Annotated in this window: 20 protein-coding genes, 2 pseudogenes and 1 riboswitch; of the genes and pseudogenes, 11 read left to right on the top strand and 11 right to left on the bottom strand. The window is 68.9% G+C overall.

Features of this window, described 5'->3' with window-relative positions; genetic code table 11:
* Window positions 1-127: 127 nt before the first annotated feature.
* Window positions 128-418, top strand: coding sequence for a transposase (locus tag CK206_RS12060; protein ID WP_007631225.1), 291 nt, complete (start codon window positions 128-130; stop codon window positions 416-418).
* Window positions 415-720, top strand: a complete 306-nt coding sequence (locus CK206_RS12055) for a hypothetical protein (RefSeq protein ID WP_254050569.1) — start codon at window positions 415-417, stop codon at window positions 718-720. Before CK206_RS12060 ends, CK206_RS12055 begins: the two co-directional genes overlap by 4 nt.
* Window positions 721-740: 20 nt before the next feature.
* On the opposite strand, the gene CK206_RS12050 is transcribed toward CK206_RS12055, so the two are convergent.
* Entirely contained in the window at window positions 741-2,096 is a 1,356-nt protein-coding gene (locus CK206_RS12050) for an IS256 family transposase (RefSeq protein WP_216824170.1), read from the bottom strand.
* Between the two features lie 49 nt (window positions 2,097-2,145).
* On the opposite strand from CK206_RS12050, the pseudogene CK206_RS12045 reads away from it, so the two are divergent.
* Window positions 2,146-2,844: pseudogene (locus CK206_RS12045) on the top strand (IS3 family transposase); the annotation flags it as partial.
* A 224-nt stretch (window positions 2,845-3,068) separates the two neighbouring features.
* On the opposite strand, the gene CK206_RS12040 reads toward CK206_RS12045, so the two are convergent.
* The 3 genes from CK206_RS12040 to CK206_RS12030 all read right to left on the bottom strand — a co-directional run bounded on the left by CK206_RS12040 (window position 3,069) and on the right by CK206_RS12030 (window position 5,590).
* Window positions 3,069-3,338 (bottom strand): hypothetical protein, encoded by a 270-nt coding sequence (locus CK206_RS12040; RefSeq protein ID WP_069390047.1) that lies wholly within the window; start codon window positions 3,336-3,338, stop codon window positions 3,069-3,071.
* A gap of 532 nt (window positions 3,339-3,870) precedes the next feature.
* Window positions 3,871-5,025 carry an ATP-binding protein gene (locus CK206_RS12035; RefSeq protein WP_069390048.1) on the bottom strand — a complete coding sequence of 385 codons (1,155 nt, stop codon included), beginning with the start codon at window positions 5,023-5,025 and terminating at the stop codon, window positions 3,871-3,873.
* 238 nt (window positions 5,026-5,263) lie between these two features.
* Window positions 5,264-5,590 carry a hypothetical protein gene (locus tag CK206_RS12030; RefSeq protein WP_069390049.1) on the bottom strand — a complete coding sequence of 109 codons (327 nt, stop codon included), beginning with the start codon at window positions 5,588-5,590 and terminating at the stop codon, window positions 5,264-5,266.
* Window positions 5,591-5,993: 403 nt separating this feature from the next.
* Here CK206_RS12030 and CK206_RS12025 point away from each other — a divergent pair, with 403 nt between their 5' ends.
* Entirely contained in the window at window positions 5,994-7,349 is a 1,356-nt protein-coding gene (locus CK206_RS12025; protein ID WP_069388925.1) for an IS256 family transposase, read from the top strand.
* Between the two features lie 44 nt (window positions 7,350-7,393).
* Here the strand turns inward: CK206_RS12025 and CK206_RS12020 are convergent.
* The 3 genes and pseudogenes from CK206_RS12020 to CK206_RS12010 all read right to left on the bottom strand — a co-directional run.
* Window positions 7,394-7,870 (bottom strand): annotated as a pseudogene (locus CK206_RS12020) (recombinase family protein); the annotation flags it as partial.
* 167 nt (window positions 7,871-8,037) lie between these two features.
* The gene (locus tag CK206_RS12015; protein ID WP_069390056.1) at window positions 8,038-9,390 is read right to left on the bottom strand and encodes an alpha/beta hydrolase domain-containing protein; all 1,353 of its coding nucleotides are present in this window, start codon (window positions 9,388-9,390) and stop codon (window positions 8,038-8,040) included.
* A gap of 50 nt (window positions 9,391-9,440) precedes the next feature.
* On the bottom strand, window positions 9,441-10,196 hold the full coding sequence (locus tag CK206_RS12010) for a hypothetical protein (RefSeq protein WP_069390057.1): 756 nt from the start codon (window positions 10,194-10,196) through the stop codon (window positions 9,441-9,443).
* 250 nt (window positions 10,197-10,446) lie between these two features.
* Here CK206_RS12010 and CK206_RS12005 point away from each other — a divergent pair, with 250 nt between their 5' ends.
* From CK206_RS12005 to CK206_RS11995, 3 genes are all read left to right on the top strand, one after another.
* On the top strand, window positions 10,447-11,271 hold the full coding sequence (locus tag CK206_RS12005; RefSeq protein WP_096906538.1) for an acyl-CoA thioesterase II: 825 nt from the start codon (window positions 10,447-10,449) through the stop codon (window positions 11,269-11,271).
* A 44-nt stretch (window positions 11,272-11,315) separates the two neighbouring features.
* Window positions 11,316-12,953 carry an acyl-CoA dehydrogenase family protein gene (locus CK206_RS12000; protein ID WP_096906537.1) on the top strand — a complete coding sequence of 546 codons (1,638 nt, stop codon included), beginning with the start codon at window positions 11,316-11,318 and terminating at the stop codon, window positions 12,951-12,953.
* 150 nt (window positions 12,954-13,103) lie between these two features.
* Entirely contained in the window at window positions 13,104-14,471 is a 1,368-nt protein-coding gene (locus CK206_RS11995; protein WP_063972481.1) for a cytochrome P450, read from the top strand.
* 313 nt (window positions 14,472-14,784) lie between these two features.
* On the opposite strand, the gene CK206_RS11990 is transcribed toward CK206_RS11995, so the two are convergent.
* Both CK206_RS11990 and CK206_RS11985 read right to left on the bottom strand, forming a co-directional pair.
* A complete protein-coding gene (locus CK206_RS11990) occupies window positions 14,785-16,419 on the bottom strand; it encodes a long-chain fatty acid--CoA ligase (protein WP_007631572.1) in 1,635 nt (544 codons plus the stop codon).
* 87 nt (window positions 16,420-16,506) lie between these two features.
* Window positions 16,507-16,923, bottom strand: a complete 417-nt coding sequence (locus CK206_RS11985) for a carboxymuconolactone decarboxylase family protein (RefSeq protein WP_063972530.1) — start codon at window positions 16,921-16,923, stop codon at window positions 16,507-16,509.
* A gap of 155 nt (window positions 16,924-17,078) precedes the next feature.
* A riboswitch (cobalamin riboswitch) is annotated at window positions 17,079-17,223 on the top strand.
* Window positions 17,224-17,311: 88 nt separating this feature from the next.
* On the opposite strand from CK206_RS11985, the gene CK206_RS11980 reads away from it, so the two are divergent.
* The 4 genes from CK206_RS11980 to CK206_RS11965 are packed head-to-tail and all read left to right on the top strand — an operon-like array spanning window position 17,312 to window position 20,968.
* Complete coding sequence (locus tag CK206_RS11980) at window positions 17,312-18,250, top strand: ABC transporter substrate-binding protein (RefSeq protein WP_096906536.1); 939 nt, start codon at window positions 17,312-17,314, stop codon at window positions 18,248-18,250.
* The gene (locus CK206_RS11975) at window positions 18,247-19,275 is read left to right on the top strand and encodes an iron ABC transporter permease (RefSeq protein ID WP_096906535.1); all 1,029 of its coding nucleotides are present in this window, start codon (window positions 18,247-18,249) and stop codon (window positions 19,273-19,275) included. Before CK206_RS11980 ends, CK206_RS11975 begins: the two co-directional genes overlap by 4 nt.
* Window positions 19,272-20,147: an ABC transporter ATP-binding protein gene (locus CK206_RS11970; protein WP_096906534.1), complete on the top strand. Its 876-nt coding sequence runs from the start codon at window positions 19,272-19,274 to the stop codon at window positions 20,145-20,147. Before CK206_RS11975 ends, CK206_RS11970 begins: the two co-directional genes overlap by 4 nt.
* Complete coding sequence (locus CK206_RS11965; RefSeq protein ID WP_067717439.1) at window positions 20,147-20,968, top strand: MBL fold metallo-hydrolase; 822 nt, start codon at window positions 20,147-20,149, stop codon at window positions 20,966-20,968. Before CK206_RS11970 ends, CK206_RS11965 begins: the two co-directional genes overlap by 1 nt.
* 27 nt (window positions 20,969-20,995) lie before the next feature.
* Here the strand turns inward: CK206_RS11965 and CK206_RS11960 are convergent, their stop codons facing one another.
* Together CK206_RS11960 and CK206_RS11955 are read right to left on the bottom strand one after the other, a co-directional pair.
* Window positions 20,996-21,601, bottom strand: coding sequence for a TetR/AcrR family transcriptional regulator (locus tag CK206_RS11960; protein WP_067717435.1), 606 nt, complete (start codon window positions 21,599-21,601; stop codon window positions 20,996-20,998).
* Complete coding sequence (locus CK206_RS11955; RefSeq protein ID WP_069390448.1) at window positions 21,594-23,972, bottom strand: MMPL family transporter; 2,379 nt, start codon at window positions 23,970-23,972, stop codon at window positions 21,594-21,596. The genes CK206_RS11960 and CK206_RS11955 overlap by 8 nt, the downstream gene beginning before the upstream one ends.
* Window positions 23,973-24,053 lie beyond the last annotated feature (81 nt).

Genomic DNA, 24,053 nt, shown 5'->3' with positions numbered 1-24,053 from the left:
GCGGCGGTGCCTGTGGCGAGGGTTGCCGGCGTTCCTTTCGGACAGGGTGGCGGGTCAGACTATCGAAGGGTCCTCGACGGGTGAGGTTCCCCCGGATCCGTAGAGGGATCAGCTATAAGGGGAAGCGATGCCAGAGAAGCGCCAGAAGTACGACCGGGAGTTCCGTGAGGGAGCGGTCCGGATCGTCGATGAGACCGGGAAGCCGATCGCCCAGATCGCCCGAGACCTTGGGGTCAACGCGGGCACCCTGGGCAATTGGGTCAATCAGGCTAAGGAAGCTCGGGAGGGCACAGAAGGCCTGTCCAGGGGCGACATCGAGGAGCTCAAGCGGCTGCGAGCAGAGAACGCGGAGCTGAAGATGGAGCGTGATGTCCTCAAGCGATCCGTGGTCCTGTGGGTCAAGGAGGCGACGAAGTGAGCGTGGCACGTTTCATCGCCGACCAGAGGACCAACTACCGAGTGCCACACACTCTGGTGTGCGCCCTGCTGGGCGTGTCGCTGGCGTGGTTCTACAAGTGGCTCAAGCGGGCCACCGGGCCGGAGGCGGCCAGCGGTCTGCACACCGAGCGTGACCGCCGCCGCGAGGTCGTCGACCAGGCGGTCGCGAAGGCGTTCACCGCCGCAAAGGGCCGGCATGGATCCCCTCGCCTGTACTTCGACCTTCGTGACGAGGGCTGGCAGGTCAGCGAGAAGACCGAGCCTGTCAAGATAATTGTGTGAGTTTTGGTTAGTGATGTCTGTCATATGTGGGGGTCGAAGCGTTCCGGGTAGGCCAGTGCGAGTTCGGCCAGTGCGGCTCGCCAACCGTGGATGGTGGCGCCTTCGACGAGTCTGGGGATCGATTTCCGGGGGCCTGCGTGGCCGTCTGCTCGGCGTTGAGCGTCCTTGGCGCGTTCTCGGTCTCGTCGGTCCTCGATGTTGCGTATGGCTAGCCATAGCAGCTTGATCGCGGCGGCATCGCTGGGGAAGTGCCCGCGGTTCTTGGTGATCTTGCGCAGCTGGTAGTTCAGCGACTCGATCGAGTTCGTGGTGTAGATCAGCTTGCGTGTGGCTGGGCCGAAGGCCAGGAACGGGATGAACCGCTCCCAGGCGGCCTCCCACGACCTGACGGCGGTGGGGTACTTGGCGCCCAGCGGCGATTCGGCGAAGGCCTCCAGTGCGGCTCTGGCGGCCTCGGCGTTGGCGGCGGTGTAGATCGGCTTGAGTGCCTTGGCCACGTTCTTGCGGTCGCTGTAGGACACGAACCGCATCGAGGCCCGGATCAGGTGCACCACGCAGGTCTGCACCTCGGCGAAAGGCCAGGTCGCGGCAATCGCCTCGGACAGTCCGGTCAACCCGTCGCAGGCCACGATCAGGACGTCTTTGACGCCGCGATTGGCCAGTTCGGCGCACACGCTGGCCCAGAACGCCGCGCCTTCCTTGGCCTGCACCCAGATGCCGAGCACGTGCTTGACGCCCTCAAGATCGACCCCGACCGCGATGTGGGCAGCGCGGGTCTTCACGTGGGCTCCATCGCGGATCTTGATGTGGATCGCGTCCAGGAACACCACCGGGTAGAACGCCTCCAACGGGCGGTGCTGCCAGGCGGCGACTTCGTCCAGGACCGCGTCGGTGACGTTGGCGATGGACTCGTGCGACAGCTCCACCCCCAGGGTCCGCGCGAGGTGGTGCTCGATCTCCCGGACGGTCATTCCGCCGGCGTACAGCGAGATGATCTGGTCCTCCAGCCCGCCGAGCCGGCGGGCGCCCTTCGGGACGAGCTGGGAGGCGAACGAGCCCTGCCGATCGCGGGGCTGATCCAGCTCCACCGGGCCGACCTCGGTGGCCACGGTCTTGCGCGAAGTGCCGTTGCGGTGGTTTCCGTCCCCGCCACGGGCGTGGGCATCGCGGCCCAGATGCTCGGTCAGCTCGGCGCCCATGCCCCGCTCAAGGACGGCCTTGAGCATCTCGTTCAAAAAGCCGTCCTTGCCAGTCAACTCCAACCCTCGCGAACGGGTCTCGGCGAGTACGTGATCAATCAGCGCATCCGAGAACACCTCCCGGCGAAGCCCAGCAGCATCTGATACATCCGTAGCGTCGTGGTCGTCAACAGCCATAGCGTTCATGATTCCTCCTCCGGCTCAACTCACACAGACCATCTGACACGCCCAGAAGACCGTGGCCGACTCGATGCGCCGCCAGGGCCTCGTCGCACGCCGCATCAGACGCCGCAACGGTCTGACCAGGCAGGACAAGACGGCCCCGAAGTTCCCCGACCTGCTCAAGCGGGACTTCACCGCCGACAGGCCGAACGCCCGGTGGGTCGGCGACATGACCGAGATCCCCACCGTTGACGCCAACGGTCGGCCCGGTGAGAAGCTATATCTGGCCACTGTGATCGACCTCTACAGTCGTAGATTGCTTGGTGCTGCCACCGGTCTGCACCCGGACGCCGAACTCGCCTGCGCGGCGATCAACATGGCCGTGGCGACCCGCGGCGGTATCGAGGAGGTCCACCAGTCTGGGTGGCGTGAGGACCCGTCGAAACGAGCCATATTTCACACCGATCGGGGCAGCACCTATACCGCTCACGCGTTCACGAAACTATGCCAAGACCTCGGTATTCGCCAATCGATGGGGCGGGTCGGATCGTGCTTCGACAATGCTGCCGCCGAAGCATTTTTCAGCTCGCTGGAATGGGAAGTTTTGTCGCAACACACCTTCGAAAACACCCGCGCCGCCCGGGCCGCTGTGTTGGACTGGTGCTACGGGTTCTACAACCACGACCGACGACACAGCACGATCGGAATGGTGAGCCCGATCAGCTACGAGACCGCCGCGGCGACCGAACCGGAAGCCGCCTAGGAAACCCTCCACGATTCGGGGGGAACCACACAGGCCCGGGTCCGCCGGAACCCGGCACGCCGCACGGCACAGGTGCGACGCACACAGGCCATGGAAGGTTCCATCCGGCGAGACACGCATCAGTCGAGAGTATCCCGCCAAGGCATATGGCAATCAGCGACGGGAATCGGCGCCAGACCGCCGGGGAGATTCTGCAAGCGAGCAGCAAGCGGCGGAGTCAAGTCTCACCATTGGGGTTCGACAGCAAGCCAGGCGACAACACCCTCGAGCGCCCATAACGCATCCGCGGTGTCGACCAGATCCCCGCCCTCATCCAGTCGCCCTTCCTCCAAAAGAGCGGCCGGATGCTCGACGGCCGCCTCGTAGGCGAACCTCGCCTCCTGTCCGGTCAGCGTTCCGCACGACCCCGACGGAAAGCTCGGCTCCATAAACTCCGACGGCAATGGCCCCGGCCATTCGGGAACATCGGCGACAGTCGCGGTGGTGTCAACCATCCCCGGCTGACAAACGATCACCGCCTCAGGGATCGCGAGTTCCCGGGCCGTTGAAAAGGGCGCGCTCTCGACCGGCGTCGCCTCTGTCGACGACGGGCCGGACGAACCGTCGCGGCCACACCCTGCCAGGAGTGCAACTCCTGCAAAGCAAGCGCAAACGCCTACGCCATACCGCGTGAACATCGCTATCCCATCCCCTAATCATGGGCTACGAGCCGATGTTGTCATACCTCACGTTGCAGTCTCAGCATGTCGGCTTAGGTCACCGCCTGCCCCGCTGATCGACAGAACACTTTCCGCACACAACCGACCGTCCCAGTTCCTTGGTTGTGGGACGGTCTGATGCGACCTCGGAACTGGATGGTCTAAGAGGTGCTCGCATCGAGATGTGGAGGTCTTCTGCGATCGAAGTGTGGCGGAAGCTTGATCTCGCCCCCAACAAGCGCGTCGATGAACTGTTCCATGTCTTTACGACCTTGGTGTCGCCGGCGGGCCCGACACTCTGCACTGGAACCAGCTTCGCCGGGCCGGCTTACTCGTCGGTGTCGATCTGCCTGGCGATGAACGCCGCCATGCCCGGCACCGTGAAGCTGATCCGCCCATGCTCAGGCGAGTAGACGATGCCCTTGCGGATCGCCGCGGCGCGCAACGGTCCGGCTGTGGTCTGGGCGATCGACAACGACGACGTCTTGGGCGCGGTCTCACCCGTGGCGGCGATAGCCCGCAGATACTTTCGTTCCGCCGGCGTCGCCCGATCCCAGCGGGAGGGAAAGAACCCCCGGTCCAACAGTGCGGTCCCAGCCTCGATGGCCAGCTCGGCGTCTTCGAGCTGGAACGGCGTTCCGGCGGCCACCTCCCACATCGCCGACCCGAACTCTTGAAGAAAGTACGGATAGCCCTCAGCGGCGGCAGCGAGCTCATCCAGAGCCTCGGGGCTGTACCGGCCCCCGACTGACTCCGCTGGATCGACCAAAGCCTGCCGCGCCGCGGCATCATCGAGGGGGCCGATCTTGCAGTAGAGGAACAAGCGCTCTGCATACGAGCGTGAGTCCGCCAGGAACGCCGGCAGGTTGGGCAGCCCCGCGCCGATAACATAGAACGGCCACCCTTCCTGGCTTGCCCGATGTTGCGTCACGATCAACGCCGCGGTCAGGTCTGCCTCGAGGTCTTGCATCTCGTCGACGAACACCGCCAATGCCACACCCTTGGACCGGACCATCTCGCTGGCGGCCTCGACGATTTCCTCGACGTCGAACAGCGTGTCCTCGGCCGATCGCGGCGTCGGTGCCCCGACCGAGACACCGCCCACCGACAGTGACGAGCCCTCGATCAGGCCCATCACGCCTTCAGCCGCCTGCTTCAGTGCGTGCTTGGTGCTGAACTTGCGCAGTCCGTGACGCAGCCCCGTCGCCAACTGCTTGTGATTGACTCGTGCACCCGATTCTGAGTTCTGCGCCTCCAACCGGACGGTGAACCAACCATGGTGCTCAGCATGCGCCCGCAGATGGTTCAGCAGCGCCGTCTTACCTACGCCCCGGAGCCCGCTGAGAATCATGCCGCGGTCGTAACGCCGCGCCTTCGCCCGCGCCACCAACAAGTCGAACGCCTCAACCTCCCGGTCCCGGCCCTGCAACGAGTGAGGCCGACGACCGGAACCAGGCGTATACGGGTTACGAGCAGGATCCATGAGACGAACTATACCGAAATCTAGCTACATATACAGAAATCGCTATAACCACCTAGGTTTCGATTGAAGTCCGACCCGCAGAACCCCGGACCCAGCACTCAGCCGCGCCAGAACCCACACCAGCATGTCTCGAGCGCCGAGCACTGCTGACCATGACAGGTAGCGACTCTGAGCGCACTTGGACGAGGCAGTCTCGTTCACCGAGGCAACTCCCCCGCACCTGTCACTACCGGAGCCGTCAACACCACCGTTCGTCACGCACGTCGGCGAAGTCGGAGACTTCCACACGCAGCTCTGCCAACAGCGAGTCGCCCACACGTCTCGAGTCCTCGGCTGCCTGCTCCGACTTCCACCCCGTTTCGGGAACGAAGTTGGCCTCCCAGTGCGCCATCCACAGCGCCAAGCGCTGACCCAGCGACTTCGACAGGCCGTAATCCTCCGGGTCCATTCCGTACTTGTCGGTTCCGCTCTCCCACAACGGGTGGTCGCGACCATAGTCAGGGAAAAACCGGATCACCCGCCTGTAGTCACCCGATCCGTATATCGATTCCAGTTCCTCTTCCATGCCACCTCATCCAAGCGCACCGCTATTGGTGCAGGACCCTTGCGGCCCCTCCGCCCGCCGACGTCCGGACCTTATGGCAAGTAGTGCTTCCCCTCACCACGCGGCGATAGCGGGACTCCGGAGGCCTACATCATTTCGTGCCAAGCGGAGGAGATCGCCATGTGGTTCGTTTTGCTGCGATGACGGCAACGATTACCACACAGATGCTGAGTTGATAGACAGCGAATGCCCACGCTTGGAGAGTCCATACCGAGATGGTCAGGAGCGTGATTGTTGCTCCGACAGCGACGAGGACGTAGAAGAGGATGTTCTCCGAGTCTGGCTGGCGCCAGGCCTTGATAAGGGTCGGCGGGCGTGTCAGATGGTCTGTGTGAGTTGATCCGGAGGAGGAATCATGAACGCTATGGCTGTTGACGACCACGACGCTACGGATGTATCAGATGCTGCTGGGCTTCGCCGGGAGGTGTTCTCGGATGCGCTGATTGATCACGTACTCGCCGAGACCCGTTCGCGAGGGTTGGAGTTGACTGGCAAGGACGGCTTTTTGAACGAGATGCTCAAGGCCGTCCTTGAGCGGGGCATGGGCGCCGAGCTGACCGAGCATCTGGGCCGCGATGCCCACGCCCGTGGCGGGGACGGAAACCACCGCAACGGCACTTCGCGCAAGACCGTGGCCACCGAGGTCGGCCCGGTGGAGCTGGATCAGCCCCGCGATCGGCAGGGCTCGTTCGCCTCCCAGCTCGTCCCGAAGGGCGCCCGCCGGCTCGGCGGGCTGGAGGACCAGATCATCTCGCTGTACGCCGGCGGGATGACCGTCCGGGAGATCGAGCACCACCTCGCGCGGACGCTGGGGGTGGAGCTGTCGCACGAGTCCATCGCCAACGTCACCGACGCGGTCCTGGACGAAGTCGCCGCCTGGCAGCACCGCCCGTTGGAGGCGTTCTACCCGGTGGTGTTCCTGGACGCGATCCACATCAAGATCCGCGATGGAGCCCACGTGAAGACCCGCGCTGCCCACATCGCGGTCGGGGTCGATCTTGAGGGCGTCAAGCACGTGCTCGGCATCTGGGTGCAGGCCAAGGAAGGCGCGGCGTTCTGGGCCAGCGTGTGCGCCGAACTGGCCAATCGCGGCGTCAAAGACGTCCTGATCGTGGCCTGCGACGGGCTGACCGGACTGTCCGAGGCGATTGCCGCGACCTGGCCTTTCGCCGAGGTGCAGACCTGCGTGGTGCACCTGATCCGGGCCTCGATGCGGTTCGTGTCCTACAGCGACCGCAAGAACGTGGCCAAGGCACTCAAGCCGATCTACACCGCCGCCAACGCCGAGGCCGCCAGAGCCGCACTGGAGGCCTTCGCCGAATCGCCGCTGGGCGCCAAGTACCCCACCGCCGTCAGGTCGTGGGAGGCCGCCTGGGAGCGGTTCATCCCGTTCCTGGCCTTCGGCCCAGCCACACGCAAGCTGATCTACACCACGAACTCGATCGAGTCGCTGAACTACCAGCTGCGCAAGATCACCAAGAACCGCGGGCACTTCCCCAGCGATGCCGCCGCGATCAAGCTGCTATGGCTAGCCATACGCAACATCGAGGACCGACGAGACCGAGAACGCGCCAAGGACGCTCAACGCCGAGCAGACGGCCACGCAGGCCCCCGGAAATCGATCCCCAGACTCGTCGAAGGCGCCACCATCCACGGTTGGCGAGCCGCACTGGCCGAACTCGCACTGGCCTACCCGGAACGCTTCGACCCCCACATGTGACAGACATCACTAACCAAAACTCACACAATTATCTTGACAAGCTCCTTCGCGGTGATTTCACCAACGATCTGCTTGAGATCCACCAGGGAACGGGCAAGCCTGTCCATCGACGCGACAACCAGCTCGTCACCATCTCGTAGGTACCTGATGCACTCTTCGAGCTTCACGCGATCCGCTCGCGATCGAGCCGACTGTTTCTCGACGTAAACCCGGTCGCACTCCCCCACCGACTCGAGCTGACGCGCCTCATTCTGATCAGCGGCCGACACCCGCACATACGCCACCCGCTGCCCACGCGGACGCGACACCCGGCGAACCGGATCCGACTTCGGGTCCGTCCTTGGCTTTCGCTTCGGGTTCCGCTCGATGACGTTCTCCGAGTCCGTCGACTCCACCCGAAAGTTCCAACCCAACTCGTCCCGGCGACGGAACCGAGTCCGCACGCTCCCGCGGCTGACGATGAGCACCTCCTGGCCACCGTCACCAGAACGGTTGAGCAACGTCCCGATCCGTTCAGCCATCGGAAGACCCTTTCGCCCGGAATCTGTATCAATAGATACCAGACCCCACGGGACGACGATTCATAACTGACAAATCCGACCCTGCGACACAGCGGCGATGTCGGATCGCCCGTCGTCCCGCACGGGTGTACTTCATCGGAACAGATGCGCCCCCAGCCAGCCCGCGCTCACCAGCTGATGCGCTCCGGGCGGGCGTCGGCGAGAATCTCCGCGCGGTCGTCGGCCAGCAGGAAGCCCTCCGCGATGAGCCGGTCCGTGGCCTCCTCATAGGCGCGCAGGTACTCCTCGCGGCCCGACCACCGCTGACGCAACTGCTCCTCGGCCACCTCCTCCGTGCGACCGAGGAGCATGCAGAACGGCGCGGACTGCGGGTACGGCGCACCGACCAATCTCTCGACCGGCGCCTCCACGGCCGGGGTCCGCACGCCACCCCGGCCGATGCCCAGATCGCCGGGGACCACCTCCTCGTCGTCGAGCTCGACCGGCGGCGCGGCAGGCGGGCGCGCCCCGCCAGCCACCCACGACACCAGGTGACGCAACGCGGCCCGCACCACGAACACCTGCTGGCCACTGTTGATGGCGCCCCCGCAGTCGACCAGGCCCGCCAGCTCGCCCAACTGGTAGGCGTCCGCGTGCGCCTGGCCTGCGATCTCCCAGGTCACCACGTTCTCCGAATCGGGCTGGCGCGAGCGGGCCGAGTCGAGCAACCCGCCCAGGTCACCTTCGGCCTGGACGACCAGCACGGGGGTGTCGAGATCGTCGCGCAGGAGCATGGTGGACGAGCGGACGGCGGTGGCGATGCCGGCCGCGCAGCCCCGGTCGTCGAACGGCAGCGCGCCCCCACCACGGCTGTGCAGCAGGAACCCGTCGAACACGCCGACCAGCGGGTGCACACCGTCGATGTAGGAGGTCAGGGCGATCGCCGACTGCGACTCCCCGATCGCGAGCACCGTATCCGGCACCAGCCCGGCCAGCGGGCCGTCGTCGCGCGCCTCGCGGCAGAACCGGCCCACCTGGGTCACGATGTCGTACGAGTACGCGTCCCCCGGGTGGCGGAGCTCGCCGTAGCGCTCGGCCCGCTGCGCCCGCAGGCCGACGGTCTGCCCGCCCATCCCTACGGCGGCGTCGCCACCCTCCACGCCGATGAACTGCGCCGACACCCCGACCCACGCGTGGCCGGCGCGGACGATCTCGTCGGCGAGGTAGGTGTACTCCGGCGCGGCGTCCTGGCCGCCGCTGACATTGAGCCACTCCACCAGCACCACGCCGCTGAACCGGGCGGCGTCGGGGCGGCGGACCAGCACCCGGGTGGCGAACGGCTCCGAATCGGCCTGAGCCAGCTGGATGCGCCCGTCGGTGGGCAGTTCGCCGACCGAGTAGGACACCGCCTCACCGGCCGCCGCCCACTCCGACTCCGTGAACCCCGCCGCCGCGAGGTCCGGGCCCGGGCGGGCGGCCATGGGCGGGGCGATCCGCCCCTCGGTGAGTTCGGCGAACGTCGGCGTCTGGACTGGCTGCATGATCCAGATTCTCTCCCGACCGACGCCCGATCCGGATCCCTTTCGCGTCGCTACCCGCCGTCCGCGGCCGCGTCATTGCCCGGCGAGGTGGATGTCGGCACCTGGGTGGGCGTGGAGGACGCCGGCGTGGTGGCAGTGGTCCGCGTGGTGCTGGCCGGCGATGATGTGGACTCTTCCGACGGCGACGCGGTCCGCGTACTCGTGCGAGTCGGGGAGGTCGCGGCCGGGGACACGGTCGTCGCGCGAGGCGTGGGCGTGGACGCGACCGTCGCCGCCCCCAGCGCCGGCGGGGCGCTCCGGCCCCGTGACGAGCAGTCCCCCAGGTGCTTGCTCGCCATCCACGCCGGGGCGCCCCGGGCGATCGCCTCGTCCGAGCAGGTTCCCGCGTAGATCGATATCCTCCCGACCCTGCGCCACCTGCCGTCCGAGTACGCGACCCAGTAGGGGTCGCCCGACACCGCGCTGGCCATGACCGCCCACCCGGACTCGCAGTCGATGATCCGCGCGGCACTGTTCGGGTACAACAGGTCGGAGTTGATCACCGGGGCGTCGCACGCGGGGCCCGACACCTCGAGCATTCCGGTGACCTCGGGCGCCGACGAGCGCGGTGCCAGCCGCGACATGCGGGGCGACGAGGGAGAGGTCTCGGGGGAGGACGTCGTGGCGTCGGTGGCCACCGGTTCCGAGCGGTCGCCTCCGGGACGGACCAGCGCCACCACGCCGAACGCCACCACGAGCACGGCGGCGAGCGCCGCCACGGCAGCGATCAGCGTTCTCGAGGCGGCGAACTTGGGCAGTCCGGTCATCGCGCGTCTCCTGCACGCTCGGAGCCACACCCATTGTGAGGTCATCTTTACTATATAAACGTCGTCAAGGGCGTCAACGGGTTTCACCCGCCCCACCTGCGCGGCCGCTGCCTCGTAACCCCGAGAAAAGCCGGACGATCCCCGGTGGCGGGCGTTCCTCGTCGTCGTCGCCCCTCTCCTCGGTACGGTGAGCCCGCGCCCATCCTCGCGCCCACCCCCGCGCCCATCCCCTCGCCCCACAGGAGGTCCCGTGACCGGTCAGGACGCCCCCACCCACGTGTTCGACGAGGCCGTCGCGCTGGAACCGATCGGCGAGAACCGCTTCCGCGGCCGCACCCACGCCGCGTGGGCCAACATGGTGGGGCCGTTCGGCGGCATCACCGCGGCCACCATGCTGGGCGCGATCCTGCAGCACCCCGACAAGCACGGCGACCCGCTCGCGCTGACCCTCAACTACGCCGGGCCCGTCGCCGAGGGCGAGTTCCAGATCGAGGCCCGCCCCGCCCGCACCAACCGCTCCAACCAGCACTGGTGGGTGGAGATGCGCCAGGGCGACGAGGTCGTCACCACCGCCACCGCGATCACCGGCCTGCGCCGCGAGACGTGGTCGGAGACCGAGACCGCCCCGCCGGCCGTCCCCGCGCCGGAGGAGCTCACCGCCGCGGCGTCGGACCGCGGCGTGCGGTGGGTCGACAACTACGACATGCGGTTCGTCACCGGCGGGTGGGACGACGTGGCCTCCGGTGAGGAGCAACCGGAGTCGACGACGACGATGTGGATCCGCGACGCCCAGCCCCGCGGACTCGACCATCTCGCACTGGCGTCCCTGTGTGATTCGTTCTTCCCGAGGTCGTTCCTCCGGCTCGGTCGGCCGGTCCCGGCGGGCACGGTGACGTTGACGATCCACTTCCTGGCCACCGCCGACGAGATCGCCGCCCAGGGCACGGACTTCCTGCTCGGCAGCGTGCACTCGCACCGGTTCCACGGCAACTACCACGACGAAGCCGCGCGCCTGTGGAGCCGCGACGGCACGCTGCTCGCCACGGGCACGCAGCTTATGTATTTCAAGAACTGAGTATTTCAAGAACTGAGCATCTCAAGAACTAGAGGGGAGCACCCATGTCCTCGACCCGACACCGCAGTACCCACGTGGTCCTCAACCAGGCGCCGCCCCGCGTGGACGTGGACGAGTACGCCCTCAACCCGGCACTGCAGGAGGCCGTCGCGGTGTTCTCGCCGCACGCCCGCGTCGAGAGGTTCCACGAGATCGGCCGCCACGTGGGCACCGAGCAGTACCAACACGACGCGGAGCTGGCCAACACCCTCACGCCGGTGCACCGCGCGCACGACCGGTGGGGCAACCGGGTCGACGAGATCGAGTTCCACCCCGCCTACCACCGGATCATGGAGTACTCGGTGTCCCGCGGGCTGCACACCTCGGCGTGGGCCGACCCGGGGCCGGGGGCGAACGTCGAGCGGGCCGTGGGGTTCATGCTGGTGTCGCAGATCGAGGCCGGCCACGGGTGCCCGCTGTCGATGACGCACGCGGTGGTCCCGTCGCTGCGGTTGAGCCCCGAGCTGGCCGCCGAGTGGGAGCCGGCGCTGCTGTCGACGGTGTACGACCCTGAGCTGCGCGACCCCGCCACCAAGTCGGGCGTGCTGTTCGGGATGGCCATGACCGAGAAGCAAGGCGGCTCGGACGTCCGCGCCAACACCACCACCGCCGAGCCCGTCGGTGACGGTGACTGCCACGTCCTGCGCGGGCACAAGTGGTTCTGCTCGGCCCCGCAGTCGGACGCGTTCCTCGTCCTGGCGCAGGCGCCGGCCGGCCTGAGCTGCTTCCTCGTCCCGCGGGTCCTGCCCGGCGGCGAGCAGAACCCGTTCCTCGTGCAGCGTCTCAAGGACAAGCTGGGCAACAAGTCCAACGCGTCCTCGGAGGTGGAGTTCGACGGCACGCTCGGCTGGATGGTCGGCGAACCCGGCCGCGGGGTGCGCACGATCATCGAGATGGTCGGCCGGACCCGCCTGGACTGCGTGCTCGGCGCGGCGGCGGGCATGCGCCAGGGCGTGGCCGAGGCGGCGTGGCACGCCCGGCACCGGGCCGCGTTCGGCGCGACGCTGGTGGACCAGCCCGCGATGGCCGCGGTCCTGGCGGACCTGCAGCTCGAGGCGGAGGCCGCGACGTGGACCGCGCTGCGTCTGGCCTCGGCCTACGACGACGAGGAGTTCGCCCCTTACCGCCGGCTCGCCACCGCGGTCGCCAAGTACTGGATCTGCAAGCGCGGGCCGAACCACGCCTACGAATCGCTGGAGTGCCTCGGCGGCAACGGGTACACCGAGTCGTTCCCGCTCGCCCGCCGCTACCGGGAGCAGCCGGTCCTCGCGGTGTGGGAGGGCTCGGGCAACGTCATCGCGCTCGACGTGCTGCGCGCGATGGCCCGCGAACCGGAGTCCGTGGCCGCGTTCGACGCCGAACTGGCCGCGCAGCTGGGCGGTCACGAGCTGTACGACCGGCACGTCGAGCGGGTGCGCGCGCTGATCGGCCGCGCGGCCGCCGACCCGGGCGCCGCCCCCGGGATCGCCCGCCGCCTGGTGGAGGCGATGGCGCTGGCCCAGCAGGGCGCGGTCCTGCTGGCCCACGCACCGGCCCCGGTCGCGGAGGCGTTCTGCCTGGCCCGGCTCGGCGACGACCGCTCGGCCGAGTACGGCGCTCTGCCCGACGGCGTGGACATCGACGCGCTGGTCGCCCGAGCCTGAGTCGGGGGGCGGCCGGCCGGCGGTGTCACGGCCGGCGGGACTGCCGGCTGGCCGGGCCGGGTGAAAGAAACGACACCGCCGGTTTCGGTAATCGAGTGACAACTAGTGACGGCTGTCACACACTGGGGTCACCCGACAACGAGGTGCCTGATGTCCATCCCTGGTGATCCGCGGGAGAGGGTCTACCGACCCGGCCCGGCCCCACTGCGCTCCAAGCTGCCGATCCTCGGCGGCACGCTCGAATACGTCCACAGCCCGCTGGCGACCATGGCCCGCCGCTATCGCGATCACGGCCCCGTCTCCGACCTGAACTTCCTCGGCGCCACGTGGACCGCCCTGATCGGCCCCGACGCCTGCCAGGCCGCCCTGCAGAACGCGGACAAGGCGTTCGCCAGCGGCCCCGGTTGGGGATACCTGGTGGGGCCGTTCTTCAACCGCGGGCTGATGCTGCTCGACTTCGAGGAGCACCACCACTACCGGCACATCATGCAGGAGGCGTTCACCCGTCCCCGGCTCGAGGGCTACACCCGCGGGCTCGCCCCGCTGGTCGACGAGGGCATCGGCGCCTGGGGCCCGGACCGGGCGTTCCAGATCTATCCCGCGCTCAAGACGCACACCCTCGACCTGGCGACCGAGGTGTTCATGGGTGGCGCCGAATACGCCGCGCCCGGGGAGCTCGACAAGGTCAACACAGCGTTCGTCGACTGCGTCCAGGCCGCGAACGGCTATGTCCGTTCCACCGCGGTGCCGTTCACCAAGTGGGGCCGAGCGGCGCGGGGGCGCCGGCTGCTCGAGGAGTTCCTGCGCCGCCACCTGCCGGCCCGGCGCGCCAACCCGGGAGAGGACCTGTTCTCCGCCCTGTGCCAGGTGGCGGACGCCTCCGGCGGGATCGACGACGACGACATCATCAACCAGATGATCTTCCTGCTCATGGCCGCGCACGACACCACCACGAGCACGGTGACGTCGATGGTCTACGAGCTCGGCCGCGACGTCCAGTGGCAGGAGCGGCTCCGCCGCCAGTGCCAGGACCTGGGTCCGAACCCCACCATGGCCGAGCTGGAGGAGCTGCCCGATCTGGCGTTGGTGATGAAGGAGTCGCTACGCCTGCACCCGCCGGTGCCGGTGATGGCGCGCAAGGCGGTCAAGGACACCGAGATCCTGGGCGTGGAGATCCCGGTCGGACGACTCACCTCGATCATGCCGCTGTACTCGCACCACATGCCCGAGTACTGGACGGACCCGGAGATCTTCGACCCCGAACGCTTCTCCGACGAGCGGCGGGAGGACAAGTCGCACCGCTTCGCGTGGGAGCCGTTCGGCGGCGGGGTGCACAAGTGCCTCGGCATAATCTTCGCCAACCTCGAGTCCAAGCTGGTGCTCAGCGCGCTGCTACGCCACTTCGAGTGGTCGGTCCCGCTGGCCTACGTGCCGCCCATGAAGAACGACTCGCTGCCCTACCCCGCGGACGGACTGCCCGTCTCGCTCCGGCCGCTGGCACGCGTCGCCGCGAACTGACCCGCCGCCCGCCCCGCCTCCGCCGTCCAGAGGATTTCGCCTGTATCGCCCGAGTGGGTCTGAGCGAAATCCTCTGCTCGGCGATGATGCCGCGACGGCGGGGGGCGGGACGGCCAGCGTGTCGGCCGGCGGGACGGCCAGCGTGGCGGCGGCCAGCGTGGCGGCGGCCAGCGTGGCGGCCGGCGTGGCGGCCGGCGGGACGGTTGGCACCGAGCAGCCAGTAGCGCAGAAGCAGGGCCCGGGGGCGGTCATACCGCAATCCCGGGCCCTCCGCTGGCCGACGACGCGTTCCCGCGTTCGACCTTCCGCCTGCCTAGTTCTCCAGGGCGTTCACCACGGTGAGTTCGCCGTCGGAATGCGAGACGCGGATGCGCTTCTTGTCGAGCTTGCCGACGGAGGTCTTGGGGATCTCGTGGACGAACGCGAACTTCTCGGGCACCTGCCACTTGGCCATCCGTTCGGCCAGGTGATCGCGCAGCTCCTCGACGCTCGGGTCGGGCACACCGTCCTTGACGACGATGGTGGCCAGCGGCCGCTCGTCCCACTTGGGGTCGGGGACACCGATCACGGCGGCCTCCGCCACGGACGGGTGCTCGAGGAGGTAGTTCTCCACCTCGACGGACGAGATCCACTCGCCACCGGACTTGATGATGTCCTTCGCGCGGTCGGTGAGCTGCAGGAACGCCTCGGGCTTGATATACCCCACGTCGCCGGTGCGCAGCCAGCCGTCGTCGAAGGAGTCCGAGGCGTCCACCTTGTAGTAACTGCCGGTGATCCACGGGCCGCGGACCTCCAGCTCGCCGACGGACTCGCCGTCCCATGGCAGGGCCTGGCCGGAATCGTCGACGATACGGGCCTTCACGCCGGCGATGAGTCGGCCCTGCGTCATGCGGAGCTCGAACTGCTTCTCCTCCGGCAGGGAGGCCTTCGGGCGGGACAGGGTGCCGATGGGCGAGGTCTCGGTCATGCCCCACGCGTGGACGATGTTGATCCCGTATTTGTCCCGGAACTTGCGGATCAGCTCCGGCGGGCACGAGCTGCCGCCCACGACGACCGCACGGAAGCTCGACATGTCGATGGGGTGGTCCACGCTGTACGCGTCCACTGCCTGCCAGATCGTGGGGACGGCGGCGGCCAGCGTCGGACGCTCGGAGGCGATCATCGCGGCCAGCGGCTCGGGCTGTAGGAAACGCTCCGGCATGAGCAGCGAGGCGCCCACCATGAACGCGGCGTACGGCAGGCCCCACGACATGGCGTGGAACATCGGCACGATCGCCAGCACGTTGTCGTCGAGCGAGATGTCCATGCCGTCGGACATGCACACCTGCATCGAGTGGAGGTAGATCGACCGGTGCGAGTAGACGACGCCCTTCGGGTCGCCGGTGGTGCCCGAGGTGTAGGCCATCGCGGCGCCGGAGTTCTCGTCGACCTCCGGCCAATCGAACTCGGTGGGCTGGGCGGCGAGGAGCGCGTCGTAGTCGTGCACCTGGATGCCCTCGGGAGCCTCGAGGTTCGCGGCGCCCCCACCGGTGACGATGACGTGCTCGACCGTCGAGAACCGGGGCAGGAGCGGCTGCAGGAGCGGGACGAGGCTCGGGTCGACGATCACGACCTTGTCCTCTGCGTGGTTGGCCACGAACTCGAGCTGGTCCGGGAACAGCCGGATGTTCAGCGGATGCAGCACGGCGCCCATGGACGGGATCGCGAGGTAGGCCTCCAAGTGCTCGGAGTTGTTCCACTGGAATGTGGCGACCCGCTGGTCACCGTCGACCCCCAGGGAACGCAGCGCGTTGGCCAGCTGCGCGGCGTGCTTGCCCAGATCGCCGTAGGTGATCTTCCGTGGTCCCTGATCGGTCCAGGTGGTGACGACCGCATCGGAGTGGACGGTCGCACCGAACTGCAGGATCGTGCTGATGTTCAACTGCTCCGGCATCATCGTGCTCTTCATGAGGGGCTCCTTGATCGAGGGGTGGCGTCTGTCACTCTCGTGTCGAGACTACCTGACGTCCATGACGTCCTTGGGCCGTGTGGGCGATCACCCGTCGAGGTCGTCGAAGACGGTCTGGACGGTCCTCGTCGCCGCGAGGGCCGCCGGCGCGCCGCAGTACTCCGAGGCGTGGATGACCGCCTCGGTGATCTCCTCGCGGGTCAACCCGTTGGTCAACCCGCCGCGTACATGCCCCGCCGGCTCGGCGTCCGCGCGCAGTGCCACGAGCATCCCGATATTAAGCAGGCTGCGATCCCGTCGGTCCAACCCGGGCCGGTTCCAGATGTTGCCCCACACGTTCTCTGCGACCACGTGCTGGATCGCCTCCGACTCCGTCCCGACAGCCCGGTCCATGGCCCGGTCGACGAAGTCGTCGCTCATCACCTCGCGCCTGGTCGCGAAACCCTGCTCGCGCAGATCCGCGGCCGAAGGCCCCTCGCCTGCAGAACTCGTCGTCGTCGTCATCTCCACGGTCCTCTCCCACTGCCGACAGGTATCGCGATCCATCCTCCCCGACCGTCGTCACCAGCTCCGCGTGACCTCGCCCCGCCCCGGCCAGGCGCGGGGACGGCTCGGACAGGGGCGACAGCGGATGTATGGGATGGGCGGACGCGACGACGGGTGGGATACCCTCGACGGGTCCGGCCACCAGCGTCGGACCCCGCGGCAACTCGGCGGAAGTCGGTGCGAATCCGACGCTGTCCCGCAACTGTGATCCCGTCTCAGGACGGGCGAGCCAGGTCGGCCGGTTCCGCGGCAGCCGTACGTACTGACCTCGGACGAAGGACGGTCGCGTGCAGCGGCCCAGGCCGCGGCCCGAGCTGTTTTCTTCCTCCGAATCACGGAGGATGCCATGCACCATCCACGAGCCCGCTCGCTGCTGCTCGCCCCCCTGGCCGCCCTGGCGCTGGTCGCCTCCGCGTGCAGCGGCAGCGGCACCGGCGGCGACGAGCCGGCCCCGGCCGACCAGACCTCCGCCGCGGCGGAGGAACCGCAGGCGATCGTGTCGCTGGCCCCCACCACCACCGAGATGCTCTACGCCGTCGGCGCCGGGGACAGCGTCGTGGCGGTCGACGAGCGGTCCGACTTCCCCTCCGACGCCCCGGTCACCGACCTGTCCGGCTACACGCCCAACCTCGAGGCGATCCTGGGATACGCGCCGGACCTCGTCGTGCTCACCGACGACACCGGGGACATCGTGGCCGGCCTCGAACGCTCCGGCGTCGAGGTGCTGCAGCTGCCCGCCGCGCAGACCCTCGACGACACCTACACCCAGCTCGAGCAGGTCGGGGCGGCCACCGGGCACATCGGCGAGGCCGCCGAACTCGTGTCGCGGATGCAGAGCGAGATCGACGAGATCGTCGCCTCGGTGCCGGAGCGCGAGACCCCGCTGACGTACTTCCACGAGCTCGACGACACCTACTACACCGTCACCGACGACACCTACGTCGGGGAGATCTACTCCCTGTTCGGCCTAACCTCGATCGCCACCGGCGACGACCCCTACCCGCAGCTGTCCGAGGAACTCATCCTCGAGGCCGACCCGGACCTCGTGTTCCTCGCCGACGGCCAGTGCTGCGGCATCACCCCGGAGGTCGTGGCCGAGCGGCCGGGTTGGGACGGACTCACCGCCGTGCGCGACGGGCGCGTCCACGTGGTCGACGAGGACCTGTCCAGCCGGTGGGGCCCGCGCGTGGTCGACTTCATGCGCGAGGTCGCCGCGATCGTCACCGCGGTGCCCGACGCCGCGCCGGAGACCGCGGAGAGCCCCGCGAACCAGCCCGCCTCGTGACCCGCCCGTCGCCCCGCCGCGCCCTCGTGCTGGGCGGGGCGACGCTGTTGCTGGCCGCGGCGGTCCTGCTCGGCACCCTCATCGGCCCGGCCGGCCTCACCCCGGGCGGCGTGGTGCTCGAACTGGTGGGCCGGCTGCCGCTCGTCGACATCAACTCGGGGTTCACCGAACGTCAGCAGGTCATCCTCTGGGAGATCCGCATCCCACGCGTGGTGCTGGGCGCGATCGTCGGCGCGATGCTCGCGATCGCCGGGGCCACCTACCAGGGCGTGTTCCGCAACCCGCTCGCCGACCCGTACCTGCTCGGGGTGTCCAGCGGGGCGGGGCTGGGCGCCACCCTGGCGATCGTCGTGGGCGGCGCGATGGGCTCGGCGATGGTGCCGCCCGCCGCGTTCGCCGGCGGCATGATCGCGGTGCTGGCCACCTACACGCTGGGCCGCAGTGTCGGCGGTGGACGCAGCGAGGTGGTCATCATCCTCGCCGGCGTCGCCGTGGCGGCGTTCGCCAGCGCCATCCAGACGTTCTTCATGCAGCGCCACGACGAGACCCTGCGGCAGGTGTACTCGTGGACGCTCGGCCGCCTCACGACCAGCGGCTGGACCGACGTGCGGACGGTGCTGCCGTACGTGCTCGTGGCGGTGGCCGTGATCGCCCTGTTCCGCCGCACCCTCGACGTGATGGCGGTCGGGGACGCCGAGGCCGCGACGCTGGGGATCGCCCCGGCGCGGGTGCGCCTGGTCCTCATCAGCGTGGCCACCCTCGGCACGGCGGCGGTGGTGTCCGTGTCGGGCCTGATCGGGTTCGTGGGCATCGTCATCCCGCACGCCGTGCGGATGCTCATCGGGCCGGGGCACCGCCTGCTGCTGCCGGTGTCGCTGCTGGTAGGCGCGGCGTTCCTCATCCTGGCCGACGTCGTCGCCCGCACCGCGATGAGCCCGGCCGAGCTGCCCATCGGAGTGGTCACCACCGCGATCGGCGCCCCGTTCTTCCTCATCGTCCTGCGCCGCAGCCGGGGGCACATATGACCGCCACACCACCGGCGTCACCCGCGGCGGCCGCGTCACCCGCGCCGGTCGCCCTGGCCTGCCGCGACCTGCGCGTCACCCGGGACCGCACGGCCATCCTCCACGGCGTCGACCTCGCCGTGGACGCCGGCTCGTGGGTGTCCCTGGTGGGCCCCAACGGCTCCGGCAAGACGACCCTGCTGTTCGCGCTCGCCGGGCTCATCCCCGCCGCCGGTCACATCGAGGTCGATGGGCTGACCCCGCGCCGCGCGGGTCGCCGCAGGGTGGCACGGACCGTGGCGATGATGCCGCAGCGCCCGGTCGTCCCCGAGGGGGTCACGGCGCGCGAACTCATCGGGCTCGGCCGCACCCCGCACATCGGCCGGTTCGGCACCGAGAGCGCCGACGACCACGAGGTCGTCGACCGCGTCATCAATCGCCTGGACCTGCACGACCTGGCCTCGCGCACCGCCACGACGCTGTCCGGCGGTGAGCTGCAGCGGGTGGTGTTGGGCCGCTCGCTGGCCCAGGAACCGCGGGTCCTGCTGCTCGACGAGCCCACCAGCGCGCTGGACATCGGCCACCAGCAGCAGGTGCTCGACCTGGTGGACTCCATGCGCCGCGAGACCGGCCTGACCGTCGTGGCGGCGATGCACGACCTCACCTCCGCCGCCCACTACGGGCAGCGGCTGGTGTTGCTCGACCGGGGCCGTGTGGTGGCCGACGGCCGGCCCGAGGAGGTCCTCACCGTCGAGCGGGTGGCGCAGGTCTACGACGCGCGCGTGGAGGTCCTCGACCGCCGCGACGGCCGCGCCGTGTTGCCGCTGCGCGAGGCGGGCCCGGATCCCGCGCCCGGGTCGGCGCCCGGCGCGGCGCCGGGGGCGGGCGTCTGATGGAGGTCGTCCTGCTGGGGACCGGCGCCGCGGACGGCTGGCCCAACCCGTTCTGTCGGTGCCCGTCATGCGACGAGGCACGCCGGCTCGGCGTGGTGCGCGGCCAGACCTCCGCGCTTGTCGACGACGAGCTGCTGATCGACTGCGGACCGGAGGCGCCCGGCTCGGCCGTGCGGCTCGGACGGTCTCTGGCGGCGGTGGGACATCTGCTCGTCACGCATGCCCACGCCGACCATCTCGGACCCCAGGTCCTGCTCTTCCGCTCGTGGGTCCCCGACGCCGGCGAGCTGGAGGTGGTCGGCCCCCCGGACGCGCTCGATGCGTGTCGGCCCTGGGTGGGCCCCGACGACCCGGTGCGCTTCGTCCCCGTCACCGCCGGCGACCGGCTCAGGGTGGGCGCCTACGACGTACGCGTGTTGCCCGCCCGGCACCGCGTGTTCCGCGACGGCGACGCGGTGCTCTACGACGTGACCGGGCCCGGCGGCGCCCGCCTGCTGTGGGCGAGCGACACCGGGCCGTGGGACGACGAGTGGTTCACCGCGGTGCGCGGCGCCCGCTACGACGCGGTCTTCCTCGAGGAGACGCTGGGCGACCGCGAGGAGATCTCCCCCGCCCACCTGGGCCTGGACCGGTTCGGGGCGATGCTCCGGAGACTCCGGGACATCGGGGCGGTCGACGAGCGGACCGACGTGGTGGCCGTGCACCTGGGCCACCACAACCCGCCGCCCGACGAGCTGGCCGCGCGCCTGCGGGAGCACGGCGCGCGGGCCGGTGTCGACGGCGAACTCGTCCGCTGCGGGGAGGCTCCCCGGCTGTACTGACCCAGTCGCGCTGTTCGGTCGTGCTGCTCAGTCGCGCTCGAGGAACCTCGCGGCGCCGTGTTGGAGGAGATCGAACGCGTCGTCCAGGTAGGACTCGGCGGAGTCGGCGGGCCCGGCCCCACCCGGTCGGTGCCTGAGCACCGACGCCCCGGCGGCGAGGCTCAGGTCGACCATGACGCGGACCCGGAACCAGTTGAGCTGCGGTGCGCGGCGGCCGACCGCCTCGTAGAGCGGATCCAGGATGTTCTCGGCGATGCTGGTCCAGGCGTCCGGGCCCAGCATGAGGCCGATCTGCTCCCCGGCCACCAGCAGGTTCTCGGCGGCGTCGATATCGTCCGCCGAGCGCCCGTAGAGCTCGTGGAAGGTCGAGCGCAGGACATCCAGTGGCGACAGGTCTGCCGGCGCCTGCTCCACCTGCCGCACCCATTCGGCGATCTGTTCGCGCAGGAAGTGCACGAACGCGTCCTCGCGGTGGGCGAAGTAGTTGTGGAACGTCCGGGTCGAGACACCCGCCCTCCCGGCGATGGCCGAGACCGTCGCCCGCTCCGCCCCCTCGGCGACCAGCAGTTCCACTGCGGCCGCCGAGAGGCGGGTGCGGGTGTCGGCCTTCTTGCGCTCACGCAGGCTAGGCATCGACGCGGGCCTTCTCACCACCGTCGGCGGATGCCACAGCGGAGCTCTCCTGCTGCCCGGTCTCCAGGGCGGAGCCCTCCACGTCGACGGTGGGGAGGATCTTGTCCAACCACCGCGGCAGGCCCCAGGCGCGCTCGCCGAGGAGGAACATCACCGCGGGGATGATCGTCATGCGGACGACGAAGGCGTCGAACAGCACGGCGACCGCCAGGGCGAAGCCCATCACCTTGATGAACTGCTCGTCGATCAGCATGAACGCGGCGAAGACGCTGATCATGATCAGGGCCGCCGCGGTGACCACGCGGGCGCCGTGCTTGAAGCCGTTGGCCACCGCGTTGTGGGCGGTCTTGCCGTGGACCCAACCCTCACGCATGCGCGAGACCAGGAATACCTGGTAGTCCATGGCGAGGCCGAACACGATGCCGATGAGCATGATGGGCAGGAAGCTGATGACCGGCTGCGGATCGGAGATGATGCCCAGCCAGCCCTCCTGCCAGATCGCGACCGTGATGCCGAAGGTCGCCGCCACCGACAGGCCGAAGCCCAGGGCGGCGATCAGCGGCACCCAGATCGACCGGAACACCAGCATGAGCAGGACGAACGCGAGCGCGAGGACGATGCCGACATACGGCAGCAGCACCTCGGTCAGACGCTCGGAGATGTCCTCGTAGATCGGGGTGACGCCGGTGACGGAGTAGGTCCCCCCGGTCTCCTGCTCGAAGCCCTCGGCTCCGGACCGGATCTCCTCGAGGACGCTCGCGGCGCGCTCGTCGGTGGCACCGTACTCGGGGGTGATGAGCACCTGGGCGGCGTCACCGGCCTCGTTGGTTTCGATGATCTGCGCGTTCTCCACCCCGTCGAACGCCTGGATCTGATCCACCGCGGCGGCCCACGCCGCCGGACGCTCCTCCTCCGGCACCTGCAGGGTGTCGACGAGCGCGATCATCGGGGCGTTGCGGCCCGGGCCGAACGCTTCCTCCGTCATGTCGTACGCCATACGGTTCGGGGTGTCCGGGGCCATCGTGCCGCCGGACGGCATGGCCAGCCGCAGCTGCGCGGCCGGGATGGCCAGCAGGAGGAGCAGCAGGACACCGGCGCCCGCGAAGAGCACGGGACGGGCACGGATCCGGCGGACCCACGCCAGGCCCATCGTCGGCTTCTCGTCCTCCGGGTCGGGCGCCTTGACGCCCTTGATGCGGGCGGCGAAGAGCTTGGTGCCGACCGCGCCGAGGATGGCCGGCAGCAGCGTGATCGCGACCAGCACGGCGATCGCCACCGTCGCGGCGGCGGACATCGCCATCGCGGTGAGGAACGGGATGTTGATGATCGACAGCGCCGCGAGGGCGATGAGCACGGTCAGTCCTGCGAAGACGACCGCGGATCCGGCCTTGCCGACCGCGAGCCCGGCGAGGTGTGCACGCTTGTGGGCGTCGATCGCCTTGAGTTTCTCCGCGAGTTCGGCGGGCTCGAGATCGTTGCCGCCGATGTGTTTGACCAGCTCGGTGCGGAAGCGCGACACGATGAACAGCGCGTAGTCGATACCCACGGCCAGGCCGATCATGGACGCCAGGGTCGGCGTCATGGTGTTGATCGTGTCGGTGAAGGCGGTGGCGGCGAAGATGCCGCCGATGCCGATCCCGACGCCGATGACGCCCGTGAGCAGCGGCATGCCGGCGGCGATGAGCGAACCGAAGGTGACCAGGAGGATCACGGCGGCGACCGCGATGCCGATGATCTCGCCGACGGCGCTGATCTCGGACATCTGGAAGGCGTTGCCGGAGTACGCGATCGTCAGGTCGCCCTCGTGCTCGGCGACGACCTCGGCGAAGGCCTCGCGGTCCTCGGCCTGCACGTCCATCGTGCTCTCGGCGTCGAACCGCACCTCGACCGTGCCGGTGCTCTCGTCCGGGCTGAGCGGGCTCAACGCGGCGATATCGGCCGCGATCTGCTCCTCGGCGATGCCCTGCTCGGCCTTGGCCGCGGTCAACTGCTCCGACAGCCCCTCGGCCGCGATCACCGGGCTGACCAGCGCGTCGGTCCCGGCGAGAAAGTCCAGGCCCTGCAGATCGGCGAGGAAGGCATCGACGTCCTCGGACACCGCCGGGTCGGTGAGGGTGCTGCCCTCGGGCGCCCCGATGACGACGGTCCCCGTCGGGGCGTCGAGCTGGCTGCCCGCGCCGGCGAACCTCTCCTGCATCTCTTCCTGGGTCTCGATGGACTCCAGTCCCGGGATCGAGAAGGTGGTGCTGGTCTGCTGCGTCAGCGTGGCGGCGGCCGTGCCGACACCGACGATCAACAGCATCCAGGCTGCGATGAACCGCCATCTGAACAGGTAGGCGGACCGCCCGATGCGGTAGAGGAATGACGCCATGCGCTGGCTCCTGGTGCGTAGGTGCATTTCGCGAACCCTCACAGTTTTGCACGGCATCTGCACGATTCCACAGCCCGTGCA

Source organism: Dietzia sp. WMMA184 (assembly GCF_002441635.1).
In the GTDB taxonomy this organism is placed as follows: Bacteria; Actinomycetota; Actinomycetes; order Mycobacteriales; family Mycobacteriaceae; genus Dietzia; species Dietzia kunjamensis.
This window is presented reverse-complemented; position numbering and strand designations above follow the sequence as displayed.

Bases quoted from the DNA above. Each gene is read 5' to 3' on its own strand.
- CK206_RS12060 (WP_007631225.1), top strand. From the start codon at position 128: ATGCCAGAGAAGCGCCAGAAGTACGACCGGGAGTTCCGTGAGGGAGCG.
- CK206_RS12050 (WP_216824170.1), bottom strand. From the start codon at position 2,096: ATGGCTGTTGACGACCACGACGCTACGGATGTATCAGATGCTGCTGGG.
- CK206_RS12040 (WP_069390047.1), bottom strand. From the start codon at position 3,338: ATGGTTGACACCACCGCGACTGTCGCCGATGTTCCCGAATGGCCGGGG.
- CK206_RS12035 (WP_069390048.1), bottom strand. From the start codon at position 5,025: ATGGATCCTGCTCGTAACCCGTATACGCCTGGTTCCGGTCGTCGGCCT.
- CK206_RS12030 (WP_069390049.1), bottom strand. From the start codon at position 5,590: ATGGAAGAGGAACTGGAATCGATATACGGATCGGGTGACTACAGGCGG.
- CK206_RS12025 (WP_069388925.1), top strand. From the start codon at position 5,994: ATGGCTGTTGACGACCACGACGCTACGGATGTATCAGATGCTGCTGGG.
- CK206_RS12015 (WP_069390056.1), bottom strand. From the start codon at position 9,390: ATGCAGCCAGTCCAGACGCCGACGTTCGCCGAACTCACCGAGGGGCGG.
- CK206_RS12010 (WP_069390057.1), bottom strand. From the start codon at position 10,196: ATGACCGGACTGCCCAAGTTCGCCGCCTCGAGAACGCTGATCGCTGCC.
- CK206_RS12000 (WP_096906537.1), top strand. From the start codon at position 11,316: ATGTCCTCGACCCGACACCGCAGTACCCACGTGGTCCTCAACCAGGCG.
- CK206_RS11995 (WP_063972481.1), top strand. From the start codon at position 13,104: ATGTCCATCCCTGGTGATCCGCGGGAGAGGGTCTACCGACCCGGCCCG.
- CK206_RS11990 (WP_007631572.1), bottom strand. From the start codon at position 16,419: ATGAAGAGCACGATGATGCCGGAGCAGTTGAACATCAGCACGATCCTG.
- CK206_RS11985 (WP_063972530.1), bottom strand. From the start codon at position 16,923: ATGACGACGACGACGAGTTCTGCAGGCGAGGGGCCTTCGGCCGCGGAT.
- CK206_RS11980 (WP_096906536.1), top strand. From the start codon at position 17,312: ATGCACCATCCACGAGCCCGCTCGCTGCTGCTCGCCCCCCTGGCCGCC.
- CK206_RS11970 (WP_096906534.1), top strand. From the start codon at position 19,272: ATGACCGCCACACCACCGGCGTCACCCGCGGCGGCCGCGTCACCCGCG.
- CK206_RS11965 (WP_067717439.1), top strand. From the start codon at position 20,147: ATGGAGGTCGTCCTGCTGGGGACCGGCGCCGCGGACGGCTGGCCCAAC.
- CK206_RS11960 (WP_067717435.1), bottom strand. From the start codon at position 21,601: ATGCCTAGCCTGCGTGAGCGCAAGAAGGCCGACACCCGCACCCGCCTC.
- CK206_RS11955 (WP_069390448.1), bottom strand. From the start codon at position 23,972: ATGGCGTCATTCCTCTACCGCATCGGGCGGTCCGCCTACCTGTTCAGA.